At 61.1% G+C, this 25,225-nt stretch carries 23 protein-coding genes and 1 pseudogene; 11 read left to right on the forward strand and 13 right to left on the reverse strand.

Translation table 11 applies throughout. The annotated features are described in order from the left end of the window. The first annotated feature begins 2 nt into the window (after positions 1–2). Positions 3–998 carry a GlxA family transcriptional regulator gene (locus TK42_RS05255; protein ID WP_103733739.1) on the forward strand — a complete coding sequence of 332 codons (996 nt, stop codon included), beginning with the start codon at positions 3–5 and terminating at the stop codon, positions 996–998. Here the strand turns inward: TK42_RS05255 and TK42_RS05260 are convergent. Then, positions 970–1,140: a DUF2986 domain-containing protein gene (locus tag TK42_RS05260; protein WP_078821893.1), complete on the reverse strand. Its 171-nt coding sequence runs from the start codon at positions 1,138–1,140 to the stop codon at positions 970–972. The genes TK42_RS05255 and TK42_RS05260 overlap by 29 nt on opposite strands. A 154-nt stretch (positions 1,141–1,294) precedes the next feature. Between TK42_RS05260 and panB the strand changes: the two genes are divergently transcribed. Continuing rightward, positions 1,295–2,110 carry a 3-methyl-2-oxobutanoate hydroxymethyltransferase gene (gene panB / locus TK42_RS05265; protein ID WP_103733740.1) on the forward strand — a complete coding sequence of 272 codons (816 nt, stop codon included), beginning with the start codon at positions 1,295–1,297 and terminating at the stop codon, positions 2,108–2,110. Here panB and TK42_RS05270 read toward each other — a convergent pair. From TK42_RS05270 to TK42_RS05285, 4 genes are all read right to left on the reverse strand, one after another. Continuing rightward, positions 2,098–3,489, reverse strand: a complete 1,392-nt coding sequence (locus tag TK42_RS05270) for a PLP-dependent aminotransferase family protein (protein ID WP_103733741.1) — start codon at positions 3,487–3,489, stop codon at positions 2,098–2,100. The two genes, panB and TK42_RS05270, sit on opposite strands and share 13 nt — an antisense overlap. A 134-nt stretch (positions 3,490–3,623) precedes the next feature. Beyond that, positions 3,624–4,652, reverse strand: coding sequence for an alpha/beta fold hydrolase (locus tag TK42_RS05275; RefSeq protein ID WP_103733742.1), 1,029 nt, complete (start codon positions 4,650–4,652; stop codon positions 3,624–3,626). A 176-nt stretch (positions 4,653–4,828) separates the two neighbouring features. Continuing rightward, positions 4,829–5,134, reverse strand: a complete 306-nt coding sequence (locus TK42_RS05280; RefSeq protein WP_046071914.1) for a DUF6124 family protein — start codon at positions 5,132–5,134, stop codon at positions 4,829–4,831. 336 nt (positions 5,135–5,470) lie between these two features. Beyond that, entirely contained in the window at positions 5,471–6,082 is a 612-nt protein-coding gene (locus tag TK42_RS05285; RefSeq protein ID WP_103733743.1) for a transferase, read from the reverse strand. A 556-nt stretch (positions 6,083–6,638) separates the two neighbouring features. On the opposite strand from TK42_RS05285, the gene TK42_RS05290 reads away from it, so the two are divergent. Both TK42_RS05290 and TK42_RS05295 read left to right on the forward strand, forming a co-directional pair. Next, positions 6,639–7,274, forward strand: coding sequence for a lytic polysaccharide monooxygenase auxiliary activity family 9 protein (locus TK42_RS05290; protein ID WP_032880191.1), 636 nt, complete (start codon positions 6,639–6,641; stop codon positions 7,272–7,274). 40 nt (positions 7,275–7,314) lie between these two features. After that, a pseudogene (locus tag TK42_RS05295) lies at positions 7,315–8,316 on the forward strand (chitinase); the annotation flags it as partial. Between the two features lie 197 nt (positions 8,317–8,513). Here TK42_RS05295 and gudD read toward each other — a convergent pair. Continuing rightward, a complete protein-coding gene (gene gudD / locus TK42_RS05300; protein ID WP_103733745.1) occupies positions 8,514–9,839 on the reverse strand; it encodes a glucarate dehydratase in 1,326 nt (441 codons plus the stop codon). Positions 9,840–9,859: 20 nt separating this feature from the next. Then, positions 9,860–11,221: an MFS transporter gene (locus tag TK42_RS05305; protein WP_032881269.1), complete on the reverse strand. Its 1,362-nt coding sequence runs from the start codon at positions 11,219–11,221 to the stop codon at positions 9,860–9,862. A 329-nt stretch (positions 11,222–11,550) separates the two neighbouring features. Here TK42_RS05305 and TK42_RS05310 point away from each other — a divergent pair, with 329 nt between their 5' ends. The 7 genes from TK42_RS05310 to TK42_RS05340 all read left to right on the forward strand — a co-directional run bounded on the left by TK42_RS05310 (position 11,551) and on the right by TK42_RS05340 (position 19,085). Beyond that, positions 11,551–12,264, forward strand: coding sequence for a FadR/GntR family transcriptional regulator (locus tag TK42_RS05310; protein ID WP_103733746.1), 714 nt, complete (start codon positions 11,551–11,553; stop codon positions 12,262–12,264). Positions 12,265–12,274: 10 nt separating this feature from the next. After that, positions 12,275–12,970, forward strand: a complete 696-nt coding sequence (locus TK42_RS05315; RefSeq protein ID WP_103733747.1) for a tRNA (adenine(22)-N(1))-methyltransferase TrmK — start codon at positions 12,275–12,277, stop codon at positions 12,968–12,970. A gap of 67 nt (positions 12,971–13,037) precedes the next feature. Then, positions 13,038–13,664 carry a glutathione S-transferase family protein gene (locus TK42_RS05320; protein ID WP_103733748.1) on the forward strand — a complete coding sequence of 209 codons (627 nt, stop codon included), beginning with the start codon at positions 13,038–13,040 and terminating at the stop codon, positions 13,662–13,664. Between the two features lie 186 nt (positions 13,665–13,850). Next, entirely contained in the window at positions 13,851–15,581 is a 1,731-nt protein-coding gene (locus TK42_RS05325; protein WP_032880197.1) for an OPT family oligopeptide transporter, read from the forward strand. A 110-nt stretch (positions 15,582–15,691) separates the two neighbouring features. Beyond that, the gene (locus TK42_RS05330) at positions 15,692–16,432 is read left to right on the forward strand and encodes a BPL-N domain-containing protein (RefSeq protein WP_103733749.1); all 741 of its coding nucleotides are present in this window, start codon (positions 15,692–15,694) and stop codon (positions 16,430–16,432) included. Positions 16,433–16,570: 138 nt separating this feature from the next. Next, positions 16,571–17,977, forward strand: coding sequence for an amino acid permease (locus tag TK42_RS05335; protein ID WP_032880200.1), 1,407 nt, complete (start codon positions 16,571–16,573; stop codon positions 17,975–17,977). Positions 17,978–17,999: 22 nt separating this feature from the next. Next, positions 18,000–19,085: a GlxA family transcriptional regulator gene (locus TK42_RS05340; RefSeq protein WP_032880201.1), complete on the forward strand. Its 1,086-nt coding sequence runs from the start codon at positions 18,000–18,002 to the stop codon at positions 19,083–19,085. Positions 19,086–19,104: 19 nt separating this feature from the next. On the opposite strand, the gene TK42_RS05345 is transcribed toward TK42_RS05340, so the two are convergent. From TK42_RS05345 to TK42_RS05370, 6 genes are all read right to left on the reverse strand, one after another. Next, the gene (locus TK42_RS05345) at positions 19,105–21,942 is read right to left on the reverse strand and encodes a TonB-dependent receptor (protein ID WP_103733750.1); all 2,838 of its coding nucleotides are present in this window, start codon (positions 21,940–21,942) and stop codon (positions 19,105–19,107) included. Between the two features lie 96 nt (positions 21,943–22,038). Continuing rightward, positions 22,039–23,001: a FecR domain-containing protein gene (locus TK42_RS05350; protein ID WP_032880203.1), complete on the reverse strand. Its 963-nt coding sequence runs from the start codon at positions 22,999–23,001 to the stop codon at positions 22,039–22,041. Then, a complete protein-coding gene (locus tag TK42_RS05355) occupies positions 22,998–23,504 on the reverse strand; it encodes a sigma-70 family RNA polymerase sigma factor (protein WP_103733751.1) in 507 nt (168 codons plus the stop codon). The genes TK42_RS05350 and TK42_RS05355 overlap by 4 nt, the downstream gene beginning before the upstream one ends. Before the next feature lie 89 nt (positions 23,505–23,593). Beyond that, positions 23,594–23,974: a cupin domain-containing protein gene (locus TK42_RS05360; RefSeq protein ID WP_103733752.1), complete on the reverse strand. Its 381-nt coding sequence runs from the start codon at positions 23,972–23,974 to the stop codon at positions 23,594–23,596. Positions 23,975–24,061: 87 nt separating this feature from the next. Continuing rightward, entirely contained in the window at positions 24,062–24,418 is a 357-nt protein-coding gene (locus TK42_RS05365) for a hypothetical protein (protein WP_103733753.1), read from the reverse strand. Between the two features lie 28 nt (positions 24,419–24,446). Then, positions 24,447–25,073 (reverse strand): LysE family translocator, encoded by a 627-nt coding sequence (locus TK42_RS05370; protein ID WP_103733754.1) that lies wholly within the window; start codon positions 25,071–25,073, stop codon positions 24,447–24,449. Between the last annotated feature and the right edge of the window lie 152 nt (positions 25,074–25,225).

A 25,225-nucleotide genomic window follows, 5' to 3' on the forward strand; every position in this document is an offset into this window, starting at 1 on the left:
CGATGAGTGTGCCGGTGCTGTTTGTGCTGTTGCCAAACGTACTGATGCTCGACCTGGCCGGGCCTGCCGAAGTGCTGCGTCTGGCCGCCCAGGTCGATGACCCGGCGGTGGTGGATTTCGACTTGCAGTACGTCAGCCCGGTGGCAACGCTGCACACCTCCATCGGTTTGCCGCTGACGGGGCTGGCGCCACTGCCACCGACCTTGGCCCCCGGCACCCTGGTGGTCTTGGTGGGCTCCACGATGAAGGTCAGCAAGGCACACCAGCAGGCGTTCGAATCGGCCAGCAACCACCTGACTTACTGGTTGCAAAACGTCTTCGCACCCTCGGCTGAACGCCTTATCTGCGTATGCGCCGGCGCGTTGAGTGCCGCCAGCGCCGGATTACTGGATGGCCGCCAATGCACCACGCACCACTCGTTGTGCGCCACCTTGCAAGCCATGGCGCCCAAGGCTCGCGTCCTGGAAAACCGCTTGTACGTGACCGATGGTCCGGTCAGTTGCAGCGCCGGTGTCACGGCCGGTATCGACCTGATGCTGCACCTGGTCGCCGAGCTGGCCGGGCCACGGCTGGCGTGCGCGGTAGCGCGGGACATGGTGGTTTACCTGCGCCGCAGCGGCAGCGACCCGCAGTTGTCGCCCTGGATAACCGGGCGTAATCACCTGCATCCGGCGGTGCATCGGGTGCAGGACGCCATCGCCGCGGCGCCCTGTGAGGACTGGACCGTAACCCGCATGGCCGCCCTGGCCTGCACCGGCAGCCGCCACCTGGGGCGCTTGTTCCAGGAGCATGTCGGCATCAGCCCGCTGGACTACCTGCACCGCCTGCGCCTGGCGGTGGCCCGTGAACTGCTGGCCGAGTCGGACCTGGGCATTGAAACCGTGGCCGAGCGCGCAGGCTTTGGTTCGGCGCGGCATCTGCGGCGTATCTGGGGCAAATATGAAGCGGCCACCCCTTCAGCCATGCGCCTTACTCAGCAGGCGTCTCGAGGGGCGTGACAGGGTTTTCACCGGCCTCGGTCGCCAGCTTCAAACGGTCGGCCTTGCTGATGTATTTGTCTTTGCTTTTCGGCGCCAGTTTGGCGCTGGCCTTTTTGGCTTTGGCCTTGAAGAGCTGCTGGAGTTTTTTCTGGCGGTTCATGTCGCGGAGCCTGAGAGGGAAAGGCGCGGATGATACCAGTTTCAGCAAATGTGACCGGGCCCTGGGTCGCTTTTTAGCGCTGATCTGTGCATTGAATCGTCCTTCGTTTCGCCAATAATCGGGCCGAGTATCCAGCGCAAACGGAAAAGCCCCGATGAGCATTCACACCCGTACTAAACGCATGACTGTCCCTCAATTGGTCGCCATGAAGGGGCAGCAGAAAATCGTCTCCCTCACCGCCTACTCCAGCGCTATGGCCAAGCTGATCGATCCGATCGTCGACTTCATCCTGGTGGGTGACTCCACGGCCATGGTCGGCTATGGCCGGGCGTCGACCCTGAGCATGCAACTGGAAGAAATCATCGGCCACACCCGTGCGGTGGTCGACAGTACACGCTTGGCCTGTGTGATCGCAGACATGCCGTTTGGCAGTTACCAGGCGTCGTATGAGCAGGCTTTTCGCAACTGTGCCCAATTATTGGCGCGTACCGGTTGCGACGCGGTCAAGCTGGAGGCCAATCAGGCCCTGGCCGGCACCGTGGAGTTCCTGGTTGCACGAGGTGTACCGGTGATGGCCCACGTGGGGCTGATGCCGCAATTCGTCAACGTCATGGGCGGGTTCAAGGCTCAGGGCCTGAGCGCTGAAACCGCTGCGGTGATTGTCGCCGATGCTCGCGCCAACCTGGAAGCGGGGGCCTTCAGTCTGCTGCTGGAAGGGGTGGCCGAAGGTGTGGCCCGGCAGATCACCCTGGACTCAAGCAAACCTACCATCGGCATCGGCGCATCGCCTGCGTGTGACGGCCAGGTGTTGGTCACCGAGGATGTGCTGGGCCTGGGCGGCGGCTCGATGCCGCGCTTCGTCAAGCAATACGCTGATGTGGGGGCGGTGATTCGCGATGCCTGCGAGCGTTTCGCCGACGATGTGCGCCAGGGTCGTTTTCCCGAAGACCGGCACTGCTACGGGCTTTGACGCAACGCCTGGGCCAGTAGTTGGACGGCCTGGGCAATGTCCTTGCTCCAGTCGAGTGTGTAGCTCAGGCGCAGGTGATCGGGCCAGGCACCTTGCTGGCTGAACAGTTCGCCGGGGGCGATGACGATGCGCTGGCTTAGCAAGTGCGCGAACACCTGGCGCATATCCACCGGGCGGCTGGCCCGGAGCCAGAAGCTTGCGCCGCCGTGGGGTTCGACCACCTGCCATTGGCCATTGCCGTGGGTTAACAGCAGGGCTTTGAGCTGCGTCATGCGCGCCAGTAACCGTGCGCGCAACGCCTTCAGATGGGCGTCGATACGCTTGGACGCAAACAGCTTGGCGATGGCTTTCTGGCGGATCGGCGAGAGGCGAAAGCCGCGCTCCAGGAACAGCTGCTGCAACGGCGCCCCAGCACTGCGACACAGCACATAGCCGTAGGGTGCTTCCGAGCCGATGACTTTGTCGAAGGTCGAAAACACCAGCAGTTTGTGCGGGGCGGCGTAGTCGCGATAACGCGCCGGTTGCGGGCCGAAATACAGCTCGCCGTAGGTGTCGTTTTCGAACAGCCAGATATCCCGCTCGGCCAACCATTCGCAGATCTGCTGTTTATCCTGTGCGGGCATCACACCGCCCTGGGGCATATTCACCGTCGATGACAGCACCGCCAGGCGGATCGGCTCACGCTTGAGCAGCGTGTTCAGAGCGCCCAGGTCAAAACGCCCATCTGCGCCGAGGGGCATCTCGATCACACGGATTTTCGCCGCCTGCAATTGCCGCAGGATCGCCCACGAACACGGCGACTCCACCAGTGCGAGCGTGCCCGCCAGGTTCAAGGCATTGAGCGAGACCTCCAACACGCTGTGCAAATCCGAGCCGATATACACCTGGTCGGCTTGCCAGTAATGGTCAGTAGAGCGGCTGTAACGTTCGGCCAAGACAGCGCGCAACTCGGGCTCGCCCATTGGCAGATACAGCGGCGCCAGCGAGCGCGGGTACTGCCGGGTCAGTTCACGTTCCAGCATCAACAAAGGCTGCTCCAGCGACAGCAGCATCGCCGGCGCGTCGCTGCTCAGGGCCAGCATGCCGGGTTGGCGTGCGTTGGCGAAGACCTGGTCGAGCAGGGGAGATGAGCTTGGGTTGATGACGGCAGCCGAGCCTGGGGCGATAAAGAAACCGAGCTTGGGCCTGGCCTGGATCCGCCCTTGTTCCTCAAGCAATGCATACGCGTACTTGGTGGTCGACACCGACACGCCCAGGCGCAGGGCCAGTTGGCGCAGGGACGGCAATTTGCGTTCTCCGTCGGCAGGGCAAGCCTCGATCAGCTCGATGAGGTAGCGGTACACCGCCTGATAGGCAAAGGTGTCTTTGCTTCTTTTCATACTTATTTGAACCGCTATTCTGTAGGAGCGAGCTTGCTCGCGAAGCACTTCAGCACGCCACGTTTTACCTGGAAGCGCGCGTTATCGTTGAGATTTTTCGCGAGCAAGCTCGCTCCTACATCATCAAACCCTGATCAACGTGCCAAAAACTGGCTGATCAACGTGATCACCTGCTGCTGGATAATCGGTCGTGGCCGTGCACCCGGCCCATCCTGACAAATGATGCTGTCGCCGGGCACATCCGCGTCGAGCACCGCCGCCGCGCCCGGTTTGCATTGCGACATAAAGCTGAAGTGATTGGCGTCGCGGATCTCCACGTACTGCGTCGAGGCGTTTGGCAACCGTTTGGCCATGTCGGCCGATTCCATCTGCGCCGGCAAATCCGCTGACGGTACACCGGCGGCGATCACCAAGGCCCGCACCGGCAGCGCCGCCAGACTTGCATCGGTAAACCCGCGCGACAGGCCCAAGTCCAAAGACACCACGGCGCTGACGCGCTTGTCGCTCAAGTCCGCCGCCAATTGCTCCTTCCCGTTCGCAGTGCCTTCAGGGTTCATCTCACGGTAGGCGGTACACGCGACCAACGTCGGATGAGCGCTGCAGTCCCGGGCAAACAGCGCCGGGTCAAAACGCGCACCGGCCGTCTCCATCACCGTCCAGCCCCCCAGGGAATGCCCCACCACGGCGATCCGGCCGCTATCCACCGCACCGAATGGCTCGGGCTGGGCCAATAGCGCATCAATGGCCCGACTTAAATCCCTAGGCCGTTGCCATAACTGCGCAGCGGCCTGTGCGCTGCGATCCTGGCTGGTAGTGCCCGGGTGGTTGACCGCCGCCACGATATAACCCTGCTGCGCCAACGCACTGGCCAGCCACGCCTGTTTGCCCCAATTGCCCCCGTAGCCGTGGGAGAGCACCACCAAAGGATGCTTGCCGGGCGTCGGCGCCGCATCGGGAACGGCCAGCACGCCGATGAACACCACATTGTCGGCGATCAGCTTGGGTTTGGCAGTGGCGGCGGCGGGGTACCACACAGCCATTTCCAGCGGGCGGCTGTTAAGGGTGTCGGGCAGGGTGGTGGTTTGGAAACCGATGGGGTTGTCAGCGGCGAATGCGGGAGCGGTCAGGTACATCAGCAGCAGAGCAGCGAGGCGGGCTTTCATGCTTTTTTCGTCCTTGAAAGGGAGGGCGCAGCATGACCCGAAACGGTCGGTTCAGGTAGAGGGTCCAAGAGAAAGGGCGCCCACCAGGCTCCGAGGGCCTGACCGGCGCCTAGGTGCTGCCGAGTCGTCGTGAAGTCGATCATGACGACGCGGCGGTCTATCGGGTGGCTGCAAGACTAGCTAACCCTTGAAGCACTTTCCCTCGCCATCAATTTGTCCACCAACAAAACCCCCAATTCACTCAGCTGATGAATCGCCAGTGCGACATCGCGCTGTTTGCCTGACAGTTCATCCGACAGGTCAAGCAATAACGCTGTCACCGAGGAAAAGGTTTCGTAGCTATTGGCGATGAGCATTTCGTTGCTGGCGTCGTCGGCAACGCTGAACAGCGGTGAGGGAGGTGGTTCGGCGTGGGTGTTAAGGGATGCCTGATCAAGCTTGAGGTTTGGATCGTTTGGAGGGTTAGGCGTGACTTTATACATGTGTGTTGTACCTGTTTTAGGGCCAACACCTCATCGCTACTAAACGATGGGGTGGCGGCTGTACGCAGGTTAGTAGACCGGGGAAACACACAAAGCCGGCGCGCCCGAGGGCGCCCTGCGCACAGCCACCATCAAGCACAGACAAGAACATCTGATCGATGAGGCTCATGCACTTTATGTTGTCACTCGGGCTACTAAACCCGATCACTGAGTTGTCAGCGACCGAGCCACCTTAGAGACGCCCATCCAAGCGCACAAGCCGGCGGATTCTGACGCAACTGTAGGCAATGGAGCAAGGTGGTGCAGAGCGCTGTAGGACATGTCTACGGGCTATCGCTACTCGTAGGCGAACTGGTCAATCAACCCCAAACGCGGAACACGACTGTTCGGCTTTAATATTGCGCCTGGAGCAATGACGGCATTCGCGCCGATTTTGCAGCCGTCGCCTACCAGGGCACCAAATTTGTTTACCCCTGTGTCGATCACATTGTCTGCATAGCGGATCTTGATATCCGCCCCATCCAACTCATTACGGTAATTGGCGATGATTGCACCGGCTTCAATATTTACCCCTTCGCCAATCAATGAATCGCCGACAAAGTTGAAGTGTGCCAGCTTGCTTGCGGCCAGCATGAAGGTGCTTTTCAGTTCGCAGCTTGGGCCCACAATGCAATGGCTGCCCAGATAAACGCCGCCGCGCAGGTACGCTCCCGCTGCTACAAATGCTCCTTCGCCGATGATAATCGGACCTTTCAACACCGCACCTTCTTCGACAATGGCACTTTCGTGGATGGCACAGTCTCCGTGGCGCCGGTAGCCCGTGCCGAGGCGTGACAGCAAGACCATAATCTGGTTTTCGCAGTCTTGAGACACCCGCCAAGCGGTAGGCTGCGTCACGCCAAGGGAGGGCCATTGAGCAATGAATGTACTGATCTCAGGTAGCTTCATGCAGAGCGCTTCCGATGTCGGGGTGGGAGGGTAGAGCCCGCTGTGACGATAGGGTGGTGGGATCAGGCGACATCTTAATAGCGTCTGCCCCGGTTTACTTAATACCAAAGAAAGTCGCGGGTCGCCGTTGTGCGGAAAAATGCTGCCTCAACAACAACGCAGTGCAAATGTGGGAGGGGGGCTTGCTCCCGATTGCGGCAGGTCAGCCAACCTCTCAATGGCAGATACACCGCTATCGGGAGCAAGCCCCCTCCCACATTGGTAAACGTTGACTGGCCCTCCTTTTTCGGCTGCCTGCCATTCCCTTACGAACGGATAAAGCGATTGACGAGAGAAGCAGAGTTGATGTGCGCCTGGTCTTGTAGGAAATCGACCTCTTGCAGCGTAAGGTTATTCCCATAATACTGGTTATATATCCAGTATTTTCGGGGCGGCGCGCTCATGAAACGAAAATGAGTGAAAAATGGGCCGGTGGCAAAAAAAAGCGACTCCGTTAGGTTGAGGTTCTCTCCTTCAAGAAAGGGGAGTTCTTAATCACTATCAATGGAGTCAAAAAATGAACAAACCACAAACCCAGACACCGCTTCGCCATGGTCGTGTCACATCCCCTTCCAGCCGTGGCGCAGTCGCCGTGGATCTCGGCCTGCTGGAGACCTGGCAGGTCAATGAAATGGAAGGCGGCAAAAACTTCCCGGCACTGATGGCCGGTCCGTTCCCGGCGCCTTACCAAACCGACAGTGACAGCGTCACTCCACCAGCCGACGGCTTCATCCTCAGCGGTGGCAAGACCGATGCGCGTGACTGCATCAACTTCACCAACGAGGAAATGGCCAAGAAACTCAACCGCGCCTTCACCTGGCCGTTACTCAATGTCGAGCCGGGTCAGACCTTCAAGGTCACCTGGGCATACACCGCGCCGCACACCACCCGTGGCTATCGCTGGCTGATCACCAAGGATGGCTGGGATCCGAAACAGCGCATCACCCGCGCACAGCTGGAAACCCAGCCGTTCGCCGAAGACTTCTATACCCAGGTGCCGTACTACAGCCATGCCGGCGAACTGAAGGCCAAGGTCAATCATGAAGTGAAACTGCCGGCCAACAAGAAGGGCCAGCATGTGATCGTATTGATGTGGATCGTCGCCAACACCGGCAACGCCTTCTATCAAGCCTTCGACGTGGACTTCAAATAAGCCCGCGCCGTTAAACCCACACGTTCTGAAGGATTAGAACATGTCAAATATTGACTTTACCTCACTGAAATCGCCACTCAACGATGCCGCTTCGCTGATGCCCAGCATTGCCGGCAAAAAGATCCTCATGGGCTTCTGGCACAACTGGCCTGCCGGCCCGAGCGATGGCTACCAGCGTGGCCAGTTCGCCAATATGAGCCTGGCGGACGTACCAAGGGATTACAACGTGGTGGCCGTGGCCTTCATGAAGGGCAACGGTATCCCAACCTTCAAGCCGTACAACCTGTCCGACGCCGAGTTCCGTCGCCAGGTGGGCGTGCTGAACAGCCAGGGCAGGGCGGTGCTGATTTCCCTTGGCGGCGCCGATGCACACATCGAACTGCATAAAGGCAACGAACAGCCACTGGCCAACGAGATTATCCGCCTGGTGGAAACCTATGGCTTTGATGGCCTGGATATCGATCTTGAACAGAGTGCGATTGATTTCGCCGACAACAAGACTGTCCTGCCCGCCGCGTTGAAACTGGTCAAGGACCACTACGCCGGTCAAGGCAAACACTTCATCATCAGCATGGCGCCGGAATTTCCGTACCTGACCACCGCCGGCAAATACGTCGGCTACATCCAGGCGCTGGAAGGCTATTACGACTTCATCGCCCCGCAGTATTACAACCAGGGTGGCGACGGGATCTGGGTGCAGGAGGTCAACAATGGCAATGGCGCCTGGATTGCCCAGAACAACGACGCGATGAAAGAGGACTTCCTGTTTTACCTGACCGAAAGCCTGGTGAGCGGAACGCGGGGGTTTACCAAAATCCCGGCAGACAAGTTCGTCATTGGCCTGCCCGCGAACGTCGACGCGGCTGCCACCGGTTATGTGATCAACCCAACAGCCGTGACCCATGCATTCAAGCGTTTGTACGACAAAGGATTGTCGATCAAGGGCCTGATGACCTGGTCGGTGAATTGGGATAACGGGGTCAACAAAGACCACGTGCCCTACAACTGGGAGTTCAGCCGTCGTTATGGGCCGCTGGTCAATGGCACTGCTCTCTCTGGCCTTGAGGAGGATACGGCGGATCTCGAGGTCGCCAATCAGCAGTAGTGCAAAAGAGGCCTCTGGCAGACGTGCCAGAGGTCAAACAGCTAAGCTTCTGATCTGACTAAAATCCGATGCCTGTTTGGGCATCGGATTTTTTGCGTCACGCTCAAATTGCGCTGAGCGCTCCTAAAGCTGATTCACCGCACCAAGCAAGGCCGCTTGTTATCAAAGCCCCAACCCGGAATCAAGAACTGCATCGCCACACTGTCATCCCGGGCGCCCAGCCCCATGCCTTTGTACAGCTCATGGGCCTTGGCCACGGCGTCCATATCGATATCCACACCCAGGCCCGGCTTGGCCGGCACCTTTACGTAACCCCCTTCAATCTTCAGCGGTTCGCGGGTCAGGCGCTGGCCGTCCTGCCAGATCCAGTGGGTGTCGATGGCGGTGATCTCACCCGGGGCGGCCGCGGCCACCTGGGTAAACATCGCCAGGGAGATATCGAAGTGGTTGTTGGAATGCGAGCCCCAGGTCAGGCCCCACTCGTTGCACATTTGCGCGACGCGCACCGAGCCCTGCATGGTCCAGAAGTGCGGGTCGGCGAGGGGGATGTCTACCGATTGCAGCTGGATGGCGTGGCCCATTTCGCGCCAGTCGATGGCGATCATGTTGGTAGCGGTTTTAAGGCCTGTGGCGCGGCGGAATTCGGCCATGACTTCGCGGCCCGAGTAGCCGTTTTCTGCGCCGCAGGGGTCTTCGGCGTAGGCCAGCACATGATGCTGGTCGCGGCACAGGCGGATGGCTTCTTTCAGCGACCATGCGCCATTGGGATCCAGGGTGATACGCGCATCGGGAAAGCGTTCAGCCAGCGCGGTGACGGCTTCGATTTCTTCATCGCCACTGAGCACACCGCCCTTGAGCTTAAAATCGTTGAAGCCATATTTGGCCTTGGCGGCTTCGGCCAGGCGCACCACAGCGTCAGCGGTCAGGGCTTTTTCGTGACGCAGGCGGAACCACTCATCATCGGCGTCGGCTTCGTTGCGGTAGGCCAGGTCGGTAGCGTTGCGGTCTCCCACATAGAACAGGTAGCCGAGCATTTTCACTGCGTCGCGTTGCTGGCCTTCGCCGAGCAAGGCGGCCACCGGCACTTCGAGGAACTGGCCCAGCAGGTCGAGCAGCGCGGCTTCCATGGCGGTGACGGCATGAATGGTGATGCGCAGGTCGAAGGTTTGCAGGCCGCGTCCCGCGCTGTCTCGGGACGCAAAGGTGCTGCGCATCTGGTTAAGCACGCGCTGGTACTGGCCAATCGGCTGACCGATCACCAGGCTGCGCGCGTCTTCCAGGGTTTCACGGATACGCTCGCCGCCGGGCACTTCGCCCACGCCGGTGTTGCCGCTGCTGTCCTTGAGGATGACGATATTGCGCGTGAAGTAGGGGCCGTGGGCACCGCTGAGGTTCAGCAACATGCTGTCGTGGCCGGCGACCGGGATGACCTGGAAATGGGTGACTACAGGGGTATTCATGGCAAGGTCCTTATATACGCTCAAAGGGGTTTGCTGATGGCGGCGCCTGAGGGTGCAGCGCTATGTGAGGTCTGCACGATAGAGGGCGACGTCTTGGCGAAAAACACCAGGATGGCCGCAAGCACCGAGGTGCCGGCCAGGCCATACAGCCCGCCCTGGATCGAGCCCGTGGTTTGTTCCAGAAAGCCGAAGGTGGTCGGCGCCACAAAGCCGCCCAGGTTGCCGATGGAATTGATCAGCGCGATCACGGCGGCGGCGATGCGCACATCCAGGTAGCCCTGGGGGATGGGCCAGAACAGCGACGACGCGGACTTGAACCCGATGGCCGCAAAGCATATCGCGACGAAGGCGAAGATCGGCCCGCCGGTGGTGGACATGAACATGCCGGCCGCCGCGATCAGCAGGGCCGCCGCGACCCAGGCTTGCTGGAACTTGAACTTGCCCGACAGCGACGCAAAGGCGTACATGGCAATGATGGAGATCAGCCAGGGGATCGAGTTGAAGAAACCCACCTGCACATCACTCAGGTCGCCCATTTTCTTGATGATGCTCGGCAGCCAGAAGGTCGCGGCATAGATCGTCAGTTGAATGCAGAAGTACAGGGCGCAGAACAGCAGGATCTGGCGGTCCTTGAGCAGCTTGCCGATGGTCGGTTTCACCGTGGTCAGGGCTTCACGTTCGCGCTGTTCCTGGTCAATGGCGTCAACCAGGGCGTCCTGTTCTTCGCGGGTCATCCACTTGGCATCATGGGGCTTGGAGTCCAGCCAGAACCACACAAAGAAGCCCAGCGCCACCGAGGCCAGGCCCTCGATGCCGAACATCCATTGCCAGCCGTGCAAGCCAAAACCTTCGATCTGCAACAACGCGCCCGACAACGGCCCGGAGATCAACGACGCCACCGCCGAGCCACTGAGGAAGATCGCGATGGCCTTGCCGCGCTCCACGCCGGGCAACCAACGCGTGAAGTAATAGATCACGCCGGGGAAGAACCCGGCTTCCGCCACACCCAGCAAGAAACGCAGGATGTAGAAGTGGGTTTCGTTCTGGATAAACGCCATCAGCGTGGCGACGATGCCCCAGGTGAACATGATGCGGGTCAGCCAGATACGGGCGCCGACCTTTTGCAGCAGCATGTTGGACGGCACTTCGAACAGCGCATAACCGATGAAGAACAACCCGGCACCAAAGCCGTAGGCCGCCGCGCCGATCCCCAGGTCATGCTCCATGTGCGTGCGCACAAAGCCGATATTGACGCGGTCGATGTAGTTGAGGATGAACATGACCACGAACAGTGGCAGCACATGGCGCTTCACTTTGCTCACGGCGCGGGCGAGCACTGAATCACTTTCGGGTACGGCAGATGCTGGGCTTGAATGGCTCACCATTTGAAAACTTCCCCCTGATTGTTTTTATGCGGGTTTGGTTGTTTAGTTGACAGACATCATACAAGTGGCTTTCCAGGAATCGCAATGCGCTGATGAGTGAATTTGTTTTTATAAGTACGGCGACTGACTAGTTTGTTCGGTTATTTAGCCGTTTTTATTGGTTTTTGCAGCGGAATTTGCGTGGGGGGGGTCAAACATTTCAGCAAATGCGGGTGGTGAGCATTTGATGTGTTGTCATACAAGCTGAAGGCTTTTTGCAGCAAAAGGGCGGTGCTTCCAGACAGGGTGATAAGCTTGCTTCTGCCCAACCCTGCGGACCTGTAGTCATGCCCATTGAAAGCCCAACGCCTGTGCGTAAACGCTCAACCAACCTGGCCCAGGGCGTGGTTGAGGCGCTGACCCAGCGCATCCTGCTCGGGCAACTCAAGCCCGGTGAAAAACTGCCGTCTGAATCCACCATCGTGCTTGAGCACGGAGTGAGCCGCACCGTTGTGCGTGAAGCCTTGTCCAAGTTGCAGGCGTCGGGGCTGGTGGAGACGCGTCACGGCATCGGCACCTTTGTGCTGGAGCAACACACGCAGCCGGGCCTGCGCCTGCATGTGGACACGGTCGCCAGCGTGCGCAACATGCTCGAATTACGCCTGGGCCTTGAGGTGCAGGCCGTGGCGTTGGCCGCCCTGCGCAGGAGCGAAGCGCAACTGGCCCATATGCGCCAGGCGCTGGACGACTACCAGGCCTCGCTGGCCAACAACGACAGTTGCGTGGAGGAAGACAAGCGCTTTCACCAGATGATCGCCGAGGCCACCGGCAACACCTTTTTTACCGACATCATGCTGCACCTGGGCAGTACGATGATCCCGCGCACCCAGGTCAAGGACGCCGAACGCGGCGGCGCGGACTTTGCCAAGCTGGGGCAGTTGGCGAACCTGGAGCACGAGGCGATCTACAACGCCATCAAACGCCAGGATCCGGACGCCGCACGGGCAGCCATGGTGCTGCACTTGACCAACAGCCGGGATCGATTTTCCGGGCACTCATAAGGAACCACCGTTGAACCAACACACCTTGTCCATGCGCCTTGAGCGTGTGGCAGCGCATGTGCCAGCCGGTGCCCGCCTGGCCGATATCGGCTCGGATCACGCCTACCTGCCGGTGGCGTTGATGCTCCGAGGCATTATTGCGGCGGCAGTGGCGGGGGAAGTGGCCGCTACACCGTTTCACGCAGCCAACCGTACCGTGGCCGACAACGGTCTGGCGCAGCACATCACCGTGCGTTGGGCTGATGGCTTGGCGGCAATCGAGGCGGGCGATGATATTACCGTCGTCAGCCTGTGCGGCATGGGCGGCGAAACGATCCGCGACATTCTCGACAGCGGCAAAGCGCACCTCAATGGCCGCGAACGCCTGATCCTGCAACCCAACGGCGGCGAGCAGCCGCTGCGTCAATGGTTGATGGACAACGGCTACCGGATCCTGCACGAGGAGCTGCTGCGGGAGAACCGCTTCTACTACGAAATCATCGTCGCCGAACGCGCCGAGGCGGTCACCTATACCGCCGAGCAGCTGTACTTTGGCCCGTTGCAAATGCAGGCGCGTAGCGAGGAGTTCCTGGCGAAGTGGCAGCGTATAGTGCGCGAAAAACGCAAGACACTGGCCAGCCTCGAACAGGCGCGGCAGGCCGTGCCCGAGCAGAAAGTGCAGGAGATCGTGCAGCAGGTGAAGTGGATCGATCAGTTGCTCGCCTGAGCCACATTCACGGCACTTCACCGCTACCCTGTAGTCTTCTCCTAAATCCCCCAAGGTGTTGCCCGCTATGATCACTGTTCACCACCTCAACAATTCCCGCTCACAACGTATCCTGTGGGTGCTTGAAGAATTGGGCCTGCCCTACGACATCAAACGCTACCAGCGCGACGCCAAGACCAACCTGGCGCCACCTGAACTCAAGGCCATTCACCCCCTGGGCAAATCCCCGGTGATCGAAGACGGTTCCCGCGTGCTGATCGAATCTGCCGCAATCATCGACTACCTGATCCGCCGCCACGGCAACGGCCAACTGCAACCCGACCCGGCCACCGACGCCTACGACAGCTATGTGCAATGGCTGCATTTTGCCGAAGGCTCGGCCATGCTGCCGTTGATGCTCAACCTTTATGTGGGTCGGCTGGGTGAAGCGGGCGCACCGCTGCATCCACGGATTGAATCGGAGTTGGCCAACTACCTGGGCTACCTGAATGATGTGCTGGGGCGCACGCCTTACCTGGTGGGCGACGAACTCAGCGGTGCGGATATCCAGATGAGCTTTATCGGTGAAGTCGCCCAGGCCCAGGGTACATTGCAGGCTTACCCGAACCTGACGGCGTGGCTGCAAAAACTCCAGGCGCGGCCGGCTTACCGCAAGGCAGTGGAGCGGGGCGGGGAATACGCGTTCGCCAAATAGCCAGAGGTGAAGAGGACCAATGTGGGAGGGGGCTTGCTCCCGATAGCGGTGGGTCAGCTACAAAAATGCTGACTGACAGACTGCTATCGGGAGCAAGCCCCCTCCCACATTTGGAACCAGGTGAACCTTCGAGTCCTCCAGCGCTCACTTAAGAGGTGGCACTGGCTTTTCTCGAAAGGAATCTGCATGCACTCCACCTCGTCAATCGCGCCCGTAGAGCGTGAACTGAGCCTGCGGGCAGTCATCACCGGGATCGTGCTGGGTATCCTGCTGACCCCTTCCAACGTGTACGCAGGCTTGAAGATCGGCTGGTCGTTCAACATGTCGATCATCGCCTTGCTGATTGGCTATGGCATCTGGCAGGGCCTGGCCCGGCGTTCCGGCGAGCACCTCCCGTGGACCCTGCACGAGAGCAATATCAACCAGACCGTGGCCTCTGCCGCAGCGTCGATCATTTCCGGCGGGCTGGTCGCGCCGATCCCGGCCTATACCCTGCTCACGGGCAACCAGCTGGCGGCGCTGCCGATGATCGCCTGGGTGTTTTCGGTGAGTTTCCTGGGGATCTGGATCGCGTGGTACCTGCGGCCTTCACTGCTCAATGACAAGGCGCTGAAGTTTCCCGAAGGCATGGCCACCCTGGAAACCCTGCTGCACATCTACAACCATGGCCGCGAAGCCGCCACGCGCTTGAAAGTGCTGCTCGGCGCGGCGCTGTTGTCCGGATCGGTCAAGTGGGTAGATACCTTTATGTGGGCCTTCCCGCGCTGGTCGCCGAGCCCCGCGTTGGAGCGCCTGACCTTCACCGCAGACCCTTCACTGCTGTTGCTGGGGTTCGGCGGCATCATCGGCATTCGCGTGGGCCTGACCCTGCTGCTGGGCGCCTTGCTGGCCTGGGGCGGGCTGGGGCCGTGGCTGTTGGCTAACGGCTTGGTGAGCCTACCCGCCGACAGCAACGGTCCGCAATTTGCCGCGCTGGTGGAATGGCTGCTGTGGCCCGGGGTGAGCCTGATGGTGTGTTCCACCTTGGCGTCCCTGGCGATTCGCCTGTGGGCACTGCATCGCTCGACCCGGGCGTCTGGCGGCACGCCGTGGACGGTTCCCAAGCCCGGGCCTGCCGTGGGGTTTGCCTTGGCGATCGCGCTGGTGGTGAGCCTGCAAGCGCTGTTGTTCGGTATCAACCTGGGCATGGCGCTGCTGACCATTCCCCTGGCGATCTGCCTGGCCGCGGTGGCGGCGCGGGTGGTGGGGGCGACCGGTATTCCGCCGATTGGCGCCATCGGGCAACTGTCCCAGCTGAGCTTTGGCATTGTTGCGCCTGGCCAGGTGCCGATCAACCTGATGAGCGCCAACACCGCCGGCGGTTCGGCGGGGCAGTGCACGGACCTGATGAACGACTTCAAGGTGGGCAAAGCGATTGGCGCGACGCCGCACAAGCAAGTGATCGCTCAGATCCTCGGAATTTTCGTCGGCAGCATCGTCGGCGTATTCGCGTACCTGGCGTTGATCCCTGACCCTCAAACCATGCTGCTCACCGAACAATGGCCGGCCCCAGCCGTCGCCACCTGGAAAGCCGTGGCCCAAACCCTGACCCACGGTTTGGATTCACTGTCCCCCAGCATTCGCTGGGCCATCGGCATTGCAAGCTTGTTCGGCGTGCTGCTGGGCATACTCGACAGCACATTACCCACACATCGCGCCCGCTATCTGCCAAGTGCGGCAGCCCTGGGACTAGCGTTTGTGTTGCCTGCGTCGGTGTCGCTGATGATGGCCCTTGGCGCGATCATGACCTGGGCCGTGAGCTGTCGCTGGCCGAGCGTGACGCAGCGCTTTGCGATCACGGCAGCGGCGGGGTTGATCGCCGGCGAGAGCATTACCGGCGTGGGCGCGTCGTTGTGGCAGATGCTGGGGAGTGGATGAATGACCCACGTGGATTTACAACTTTTCACGAATTCAAAAGGCTCATCGTTATAGGCTTGGCGCTGCGATCACTGGATCAAACCCATTCAACTGAGCGTTGAGCCTGCCCCATGAAACTGCCTGCCCTCGCTGCCACGTTTCTCGCCGTTGCTACGCTGCACCCTTTACCCGTGCACGGCGCAGGCGCCATCACCCATGTCGCCATCTACCGTGGCCCGGCAGGTTGCCCGGACTGCTCGGAAAACGTGAAAACCGCCCTGCAGCGTCTCAACCCCAATTACCAGATTGACTTCGTCGGTGCCGATGAACCCATCGACATCACGCCAAAAAGCCTGGCGCACTATGACCTCTACGTGCAACCCGGTGGCGGCCAGGACATCCCGGCCGCTCTCGACAGCCTGGGCGATGCACGTGCCGAAGCCATCCGCGCTTACGTCGCCAACGGCGGCCGCTACTTGGGCCTGTGCATGGGCGCCTACCTGGCCGACGACAACAACCTCGGCCTGATCCCTCAGGCCATTGACACCGAAGCCGGCCGCCCCGGTTTTGAAGTGACTGGTATCGACGATGCCGCCGTGCGGGTGACGTGGGACGGGCAGCCTGACCATGTGTTTTACCAGGACGGCCCTTACTTCCCCAAAGCCAGCGCCGCGGCACCGTACAAGGTCATCGCGACCTACCACAATGGCGACGTGGCGGCGGCGCGCTACACCTACGAACGTGGCGTGGTTGTTCTGAGCGGGCCGCATCCGGAAGCCGGGCGAGAGTGGTTTGAAAATGCCGATATCGAGCTGAGCAAGATGCCGCGTGGAGAGCTGTTCGGGTCGTTGATACGCAGCGCGCAAGAGTAGGGCGCCACGCTCGTCACTTCAGGGGGCCACCCTCACAAATGTCGATATCAGGCACGATGGTGGCGTAACCAGGCTACTTGCGCCTGGCCTCGGGCACTTAAGGTGAGGGTCATTGGCCGCCCGAGAACAACAAAAACAATGACTAGCCTCAACTGCAACGATTCCAACGGTCAGCTGGCACAGGGCTTCAAGCCGCGTCACGTGACCATGTTGTCCATCGCCGGCATCATCGGCGCGGGGTTGTTTGTCGGCTCCGGACACGCCATCGCCGCAGCGGGACCGGCGGTTTTACTGGCTTATCTGTTTTCCGGCCTGCTGGTGGTGCTGGTCATGCGCATGCTGGGGGAGATGGCGGTGGCACGCCCCGACACCGGCTCGTTTTCCACCTACGCCGACCAGGCCATCGGCCCCTGGGCGGGGTTCACCATCGGCTGGTTGTACTGGTGGTTCTGGGTGCTGGTCATTCCCATCGAAGCCTTGGCCGCCGGGCACGTGCTCAACCAGTGGTTCCCTCAGGTCGATGCGTGGCTGTTCGCCTTGGTCTCAATCGTGTTGCTGGTGATCACCAATCTGTTCAGCGTGGCCAAATATGGCGAGTTCGAGTTCTGGTTCGCCATGGCCAAGGTGATTGCCATCGTCGGCTTTATCGGCCTGGGTTTCAGCGTGCTCATGGGCTGGATCCCGGATCGTGAAGCCAGCGGCTTGAGCCGTTTGATGGAAGAACACGGCGGTTTTGCCCCCAATGGCCTGTCGGCGGTGGTGGGCGCGTTCATTACCATCATGTTCAGTTTCATTGGTACCGAAGCGGTGACCATCGCCGCAGCCGAATCGAGCAACCCGGCGCAGAACATCGCCAAGGCCACGCGCTCGGTGATCTGGCGCATCGGCGTATTCTACCTGCTGTCGATCTCCATCGTGATTTCCGTGGTGCCCTGGAACGACCCGCTGCTGGCGTCCGTGGGCTCCTATCAGCGCGCACTGGAACTGATGAATATTCCCAATGCCAAGTTCATGGTCGATGTGGTGGTACTGATTGCGGTAGCCAGTTGCATGAACTCCTCGATCTACATTTCCTCGCGCATGTTGTTTTCCCTGGGCAAACGCGGCGATGCGCCATCGGCCCTTAAAATCACCTCGAAGGCGGGCGTGCCGCGGGCGGCGGTGATCGCCAGCACCATCATCGGTGCGGGCGTCACGTTGCTGAGCTACTTCATGCCCGCCGGTCTGTTCCAGTTCCTGCTCGCCAGCTCCGGCGCCATCGCGTTGTTGGTGTACCTGGTGATCGCGATCTCGCAACTGCGTATGCGTCGCTTGCTGCTTCGGCAAAACGTCGAGTTGACCTTTCGCATGTGGCTGTTTCCGTGGCTGACTTACCTGGTAATCGTGTTCATCTGCCTGGCCCTGGGAGTGATGATGGTGACGCCCGAGCACCGCACCGAAGTGTCCTCGACCATTGGCCTGGCGTTGGTGATTTCCTTCATCGGCCTGGTCACGTCGCGCCAGCACAACCGGGCACCCAAGCCGGTGGCGCTGGAACATTCCTGATCACGCCTGCGGGGTAGCGGTGATGGAAACCGAGGCACCTGTTTGCCAGACCATCGGCTTTTTGCTGCTGGACCAATTCACCCTGATATCGCTGTCGTGTGCGGTCGAGCCGCTGCGCATGGCCAACCAATTGGCGGGCGAAGAACTCTACCGTTGGCAAACCCTGAGCCTGGACGGCCAGCCGGTTTGGGCCAGCGATGGCGTGTCGGTGACCCCGGATGCGTGCGCGCAGGACCAGCGCGGCTTCGATGCGGTGATCGTGTGCGGCGGCGTCGGCATTCAACAGGCTATCAGCCCTGCGCTCATCGCCTGGCTGCGCAGCCAGGCGCGCTTGTACTGTAAACGTCTCGGCGCGGTGTGCACCGGCAGTTGGGCACTGGCCCAGGCGGGGTTGCTCGATGGCTTCCAGTGCAGTGTGCATTGGGAGCTGATGGCGTCGATGCAGGAGGCGTTTACCCGCGTCAAGGTCAGCTCCAGCGTGTTCACGCTCGATGGCAACCGCTTCACCAGCTCCGGCGGCACTGCACCGCTGGACATGATGCTGCACCTGATCGGCCGCGATCACGGGCACACGTTGTCGGCGGCGATTTCCCAGATGTTCGTGTACGAGCGCATTCGCAATGAGCGCGACCACCAACGCGTGCCGCTCAAGCACCTGCTCGGCACGCAACAGCCCAAGCTGCAAGAAGTGGTCGCCCTGATGGAATCTAACCTGGAAGAACCCATCGACCTCGACCAACTGGCCGCCTATGTTCACGTGTCCCGACGCCAGTTGGAGCGCATGTTCCAGAAGCACCTGTACTGCACGCCATCGCGCTATTACCTCAAACTGCGCCTGACCCGTGCGCGTCAGTTGTTGATGCAGACGCCGATTTCGATTGTCGAGCTGGCGGTGATTTGCGGCTTTGTGTCCACGCCGCATTTTTCCAAGTGCTACCGGGACTTCTTCGGCGTGGCGCCCAGCGATGAGCGCTCGGATATGCGCCTGCATCCGCCGCCTGAGCTACGGCCCGAGGTGCAAGCCCGGGCCCCGCAAAGGCCCAGGAATGCACTGGAGCAGGCGCGCGACGAGCCGACCTTTGCCACGGTGCAGATTCAGCGGCGCTAAGGCGATGCTCAGCTTAGCGTCAGAATGTTGTCTGTAGACCCACCCTGAGGGTTCGGCCCGGTGCCGGCATAAAGCTTTGCGCCAGCGGGTCCAGGTAGTAGCGGTCGGTGAGGTTTTGCAGCGAGACATTCAGTTGGGTGTGGTCCTGCAATTTGTAGTTGAGGAACAAGTCCACCAGCGTCACTTCGCGATAGACCAATTGTGGCGTGGTGGCGCCTGTCTGCCAGGGTTTATCGGCGGTCACCGTGGGGCCGGAGGTGTAGGTGATGCGCGTGCCGACCGTCAGCGACTGGTCGAAAAAGCGCACGCCGGTGGTCAGGTTGGCGGCAAAGCGTGGCGGGTTCTGGGTGTTGGTGTAGGAGCCCATGAAACTGCCGGGCGTGCAGTTGGGCGTCTGGCTGGTGTCGCGATAGCGGTTGCTGCTGGCACGCAGGCGAGCGGCGAACGCCGAGTCGCAGGTTTGGGTCTTGAGGTAGTAGGTGGATGACAGGTCGGCAAACACACGGCCGGCATCGTAATGGGACTGCAACTCCAGGCCGCTGGTCTTGAAGCTGTCGGTGTTGCTGAATTGCATCTGGCCCATCAGGCCGGGGCTGGGGTCGTAGTAACGGGTGATGTAGTTTTTGATCGTGTTGTTGAAGTACGCCAGTTTGATCGCCGCCTCATCGTCAGCCACAAACAGGCCTTTTTGGAGGGTGCTGGCGCCGATTTCCCAGTTGCTCGAACGCTCGGGCTTCAAGCCTTTGCCGGGTAGGGTTTGTAATACGCCCTGGCTGGTCTCGAACAGCGACGGCATCCGCAGGCCCTGGGTGTAAGAGGCGTAGACGAAGGTGTCGGGCGCCACCTCCAGATTGATGCCGAAGGCAGGCGCAAATGCACCGCCGCTGTTGCGGTTTTTTCCGGAGTAGTCATAACCGCTGACCACTTCGCCCACCTGGGGCTCATACGCCGTGGTATCCGTGGCCCCGAAATCGTTATAGCGCGGGCCCTCAAATGGGTAGTTGGTGTTACTGAAAACGATGCCGTTGTTCAGGCGCGGGTCGGTAGCGTCGGTGTAGTCCCCGTTCATGTCGGGGAACCAGAGCATGTTGCCGTAGGCCCCGGCGTTCGTGGCTGACACGTAGCGCAACGGGCGCTCTTCCCGGCGCGCCGTTGAAAGCGGCACATGGTCTTGTGTGCGGTAATAGGTATAGCGGCCACCGCCCCATAGTGTCAGGCGGTCCACGGGTTGGTATTCGAGCTTGCCGTTGAGGTTGAATTCCTGGCGTGAACCATCGCGCAAACTGCGGTTGGCGTTGATGTCGTGCTGGGTGGTGACCACGCCTTTTTGCGGGCGCAGCTCTTCGACCTGGAAGCCACCGCCCAAGTCCAGCTTGAGGTCACCATAGTCGCTGGTGAACCGTGAGGTATTGGCCAGGTCACCGCCGATGCGACGGTTGGCCTGACGGCTCCAGTTGCGGTCCGAACGGTAGGCTTGGGAAGCGGGCGCGAGCACTGAAGTCAGTTGGCTGGTTTGCGCATCGGTCATCCACAGGCTGGTGGTAAGGTCCACCAGCGGGTTGTTGGTGGGCAGGTAATGGTAGCGCGCGGTATAGGTGTCGATCTGGGTATGGCCCAGCGGGTACTGGTAGATACCGCCGGTGCCGAACCGAAAAATATCCGACGGCATGATCTCGCCGATGTGCCCGTTGTAGCGCTGGTAACCGAGGTCGAAGGTGTGTTCGTCGGTGGGGCGGATGGTGGTCTTGAGCAACCAGGATTCAGTCTCGGCTGACGAGTTCAGCACTTCTTCGCCGGCGTTATAAGTGCTGGCCACTGTGCTTTCTTCGTCGCCATAGCGGTCGTAGGTACGGTAGCGATCCTGTCCCTTTTTGCCGGCAAAATAGTTGCCTTGATTGCGGTGGGCGTAGGCTGCGACCACATCGAACAGGTCATGGGTGTAGGCAAACGCGGCGCTGCCGGATTCGGCTTGGGAGCCGAACAGCCCGCCACGGTTTCGGTGCGGTTCGGCGTACAGGCTGCCCTCGGATGAGTGACCGTCGCGGTAGGCGGGCGCAACGCCGTTGTTCCACGCCTCGCCCTTGAGGCGCAGGCCGATGTTTTGCCCATCGCGCAGAATGTCTTCAACCCCAAGGGTGCGCATTTTTACCGTGCCGCCAATGGCGCTGGAGTTAACGCTGGGGCCCTTGTCGATGGTCACGTCGCTGATCAAATCCGGGTCGATGTAACTGCGCTGTTGGGTGCCGGCATAGCCGCGATACACATCCAGCGCTTGCTGCGCGCCATCCACCGTAACCGCCACGCGGCTCTGGCCCTGGATGCCGCGGATGTTCACATCCAAACCGCCGCCGTTGCGGCTGTCGCCCACCTGCACGCCGGGCTGGCCTTTGAGCAGGTCGCCGGCGGAGATCACGCCGAAGCGCTGCATGTCCTCGCCGGAGATATACACGGAGGAACGCGGCGCCGAATACACCTGCTGTTTCTGCGGGTCTTCGCCGGTGACTTTCTGCGTGGGCAGCGCAAGCGCCGTGCCGCCCGGGTACAGCTCGTAGCTGCCATCGGCCAGGCGCTGATAACTCAAGCGCGTGCCTTCCAGCAGCCGTGTCAACGCGGCTTCGGTGGTGAAGTCGCCGGTTAGGCCCTGGCTGCTCTTGCCGGCAGTCAGCGTGGCGCGCCCCGCCATGCTGATGCCCGCCTGCACGCCAAAGCGCGAGAGCACCTGGTCCAGCGTACCGGCGTCGATGTGGAAGTGCTGGCGCTCATCGGCTGCCAACACCGCCGCGCCGTACAGCGGTTGCAAGCCAAGAAACAGCAGGCCGAGCGTGCGGCTGCGCAGAACATGGAGGGGGGAGGTCATGCAGGGCTCCTGAGGGTGAAGGCCCACCTGTTTCGATGGGTTATTCCCATAGGCCAAGCGACGTGGAAAAAACTGCGCTGTATGACAAAAATATTTTCAGGCTGGCACCACGGTCACCCAATAGCGCGTGCGCCGCTCAATGCGCACCGGCAGCGCTTGGGCGAGCAGGGCCAGGGCTGCATCGGTATCGTCGAGCTGGAAACTGCCGGTAACGCGCAAGCCTGCAACGGTTTCGCCACAGCGCAAAATCCCTGGGCGATAGCGCGAGAGTTCGGCCAGCAGCGTGTCCAGGCGCATGCGTTCGGCGGGCAGCAAACCCCGCAGCCAGGCCTGGGCGAGGAACCCATCGACAGGAGCCGGCGCGGCGATACCCTGGCTATTGACCTGGGTACGCCAGCCCGCGTCCAGCCGCAGGGGCAGTTGGTGGCCTCGCGCATGCACCTGCACCAAGCCGCGCAGGACCGTCACCTGGGTACCCCGGCGGTCGTGGCGCACCAGCAGATGAGCGCCCGGGCTATGCAGCGTCGCGTCGGGTGTCAGCAGTTGCAGCGCCCGCGATTCGACGGGCGCGTCCAGGGCCATCTCGCCTTCGACCAACTGCACGCTGCGCTGTGCGGCGTTGAAGTCCAGGTTGACCGCGCTGGCGGTGTTCAGCCACAACGAACCGCCGTCGGCCAACCGCCATTCGCGCCGCTCGCCGGTGCCGGTGCTATAAGTGGCCAACGCCGAACGTACTACGGTGGACTGCGCACCCTGCCACGACAGCCCGCCGAGCAGGCCGACGGCGAGCAGCGCCTTGAGCATCTGGCGGCGCTGCTGTGGATCATTGCCGGCAGCTTCCAGCGCCCGTCGCGTGGTGGCATCCGCCAACAGTGTCGCTCCCGGTTGCAACGACAACGGCAAACTGCTGACGCGCTGCCAGGCGTATTCATGTTCGGTATTGGCTTGGCGCCATTGCTGCAAAGCCAAACAGTCGGCAGCGTTCATCAGCCCGGATTGGCTTTTGACTAGCCAGTTGATGGCGCTGTCGCGGACCTGCGGATCAACCGGCAGGCTCATTCAAAACGACTCGCGTAACACACGCTGAACGCCTTGCCCATGGCCCGCTGCACCTGAGCCACGCTGAGGTTCAACTGTGCGGCGATTTGTGGGTAGGTCAAGCCGTCGAGCTGGGACAAGAAGAAAATCCGCCGCACCGGCATCGACAGCCCCACCAGCAATGAGTCGAGTTGCAGCAGGGTCTCGATGGTCAGCAGTCGCTCCTCCGGCGAGGGCTCCAACGCTTCGGGCCGAGCGGCCAGTGCCTCCAGGTAAGCGCGTTCAATCGCCTGACGCCGCCAGCGATTTATCAGCAAATCATTGGCAATCTTGGCCAGAAACGCCATGGGCTGGCGCAGCTCGCGCACCTCCTGGCGCGAACACAACACGCGCACGAAGGTGTCGTGGGCCAGGTCCTCGGCATCGGCACGGTGCCCCAGACGTCGATGCAACCAGCCCCGCAACCAGGTGCGGTGGCGGATATACAACTGCTCGACCGGCGAGGCGGTGCTGTCGTTGAACATGTGAGATTCGCTTGGCTTAAATGATAACTCTTCTCATCTTATGGGTTTTGGTTGAGGGTTGTACAGCGCTAAGCAGCGTGCGCTTGCGCTCAAATCCACTGATCGTTGACTGCCGTCCGCTCTCCGCCTTCGTGTCCGGTGTTCAAGATACCCCTTGGTTCAATCATCATCAGCCTGGCTTCTCCTTCGGCGGCGGTCCTGTGCTCAATGCCACGCGGCACCACATACAACTCACCCGGCTTCACATACACCGGGCCGTCCGGGAGGTCGATACGCAGCGTGCCTTCGAGCACCAGGAACGCTTCATCGGTTTCGGGGTGCGAATGCCAGATGAACTCGCCCTCGATGCGCACCACTTTGAACTGGTAGTCGTTCATTTCGGCAACCACTCTTGGGCTCCATTGCTGATCGATGAGCGAGGCTTTGTGCGCGAGGTTTACAGGCTGGGTGGGGTGCTGTAGTTGAGTCATGCTGGATCCTCTTTTTGGGAGGAGCCAGAGTATCCGGGCGAACGATCAGCGGGCTTGTACGATCCTGCAAGGGGTTCACCAAAAACGTCAGTGCCGTGCCAACCGTACGCGCCAGTCGCCACCGTGCTGGCGTTGGCAGTCTTCTTCACAGTCAAAATGTACACAGCGATTGATAGGCACGGGCGGAATATCGGCTTCGTGCAACGCAGCCGCAGCCAGCTCACGCATGCGTTGATCGGCGCCGGTTGCGAGAGCCTGGTCCTTGTTGGTGCGGGTGTCGAACACCCAGGTTACACGCAGGCTTTGGGGGAAGGCCGTGTAATCGACGGTGTGGGTCAGCCAGGCGAAACCGATGATTTCGCCCTTGGCGGTCTCGCAGGCCTCAGTCAGGCTGGCGACCAGGCGGCGCTCAATGCGTGCGTTGTCGCGTTTGGATGAAGGCATCAGTGGCTCCTCAGGGTACGGCGGGTTTCTAGCGCTGCTGGAAGGCCACTTTCAACCCAAGGCCCATAAACAACGTGCCGATGATTTTCCCTTCCCAGCGCCGCAGCCGGGAAAGCCCCTTGATGCCTCGGCTCAAGGGGCGGATCGCGATGGCCAGCAGGCTGGTGTAGACCGCGCTGAGCCCCGAGAAGATCAAGCCCAGTACCGCGAACTGCACCAGCGACGAGCCCGATTCCGGGTGGACGAATTGCGGCAGGAACGCCAGGAAGAATATCGCCGTCTTCGGGTTCAGCACCTCGGCACCCACCGCCTGGAAAAACGCCTGTCGCGGCGAGACCGCAGGCAGCTCAAGCCGCCCGGAGGTGCCTGACTTGGCCATGAACGCGCGCACGCCCAGGTAGATCAGGTAAGCGGCACCGGCCCACTTCACGGCGTTGAACGCAGTCGCTGAGGTCATCAGAATCGCCGACAGACCCAGTGCGGCGCACAGCGTATGCACCAGATCACCGCATGCCACACCCAGCCCGGTGGCAACGCCGACCTTGCGGCCACCTTGCACGGTACGAGTGATCACCAGCAGCACGGAAGGGCCGGGAATCAGGAATAGGCCGATCACCACGGCGACATAGGTGATGAGGGAGGCGAGTTCGAACATGGGGGCTGTCTCGGTGCAGGCGTGGCCTACAGTAATCCTTATCTGAAGGACGAATGCAACGGCGCCCCAGGCGTGTGCCATGACGATGCGACTGTGGCGCGACCCAGCACCTGCGGCGAGGGAGCTTGCTCCCGTCACTGCCTGGAGGCCGC

Origin of the sequence: Pseudomonas sp. GZJR-8 (assembly GCF_002916705.1) — a bacterium.
GTDB classification, from domain to species: Bacteria; Pseudomonadota; Gammaproteobacteria; order Pseudomonadales; family Pseudomonadaceae; genus Aquipseudomonas; species Aquipseudomonas synxantha_A.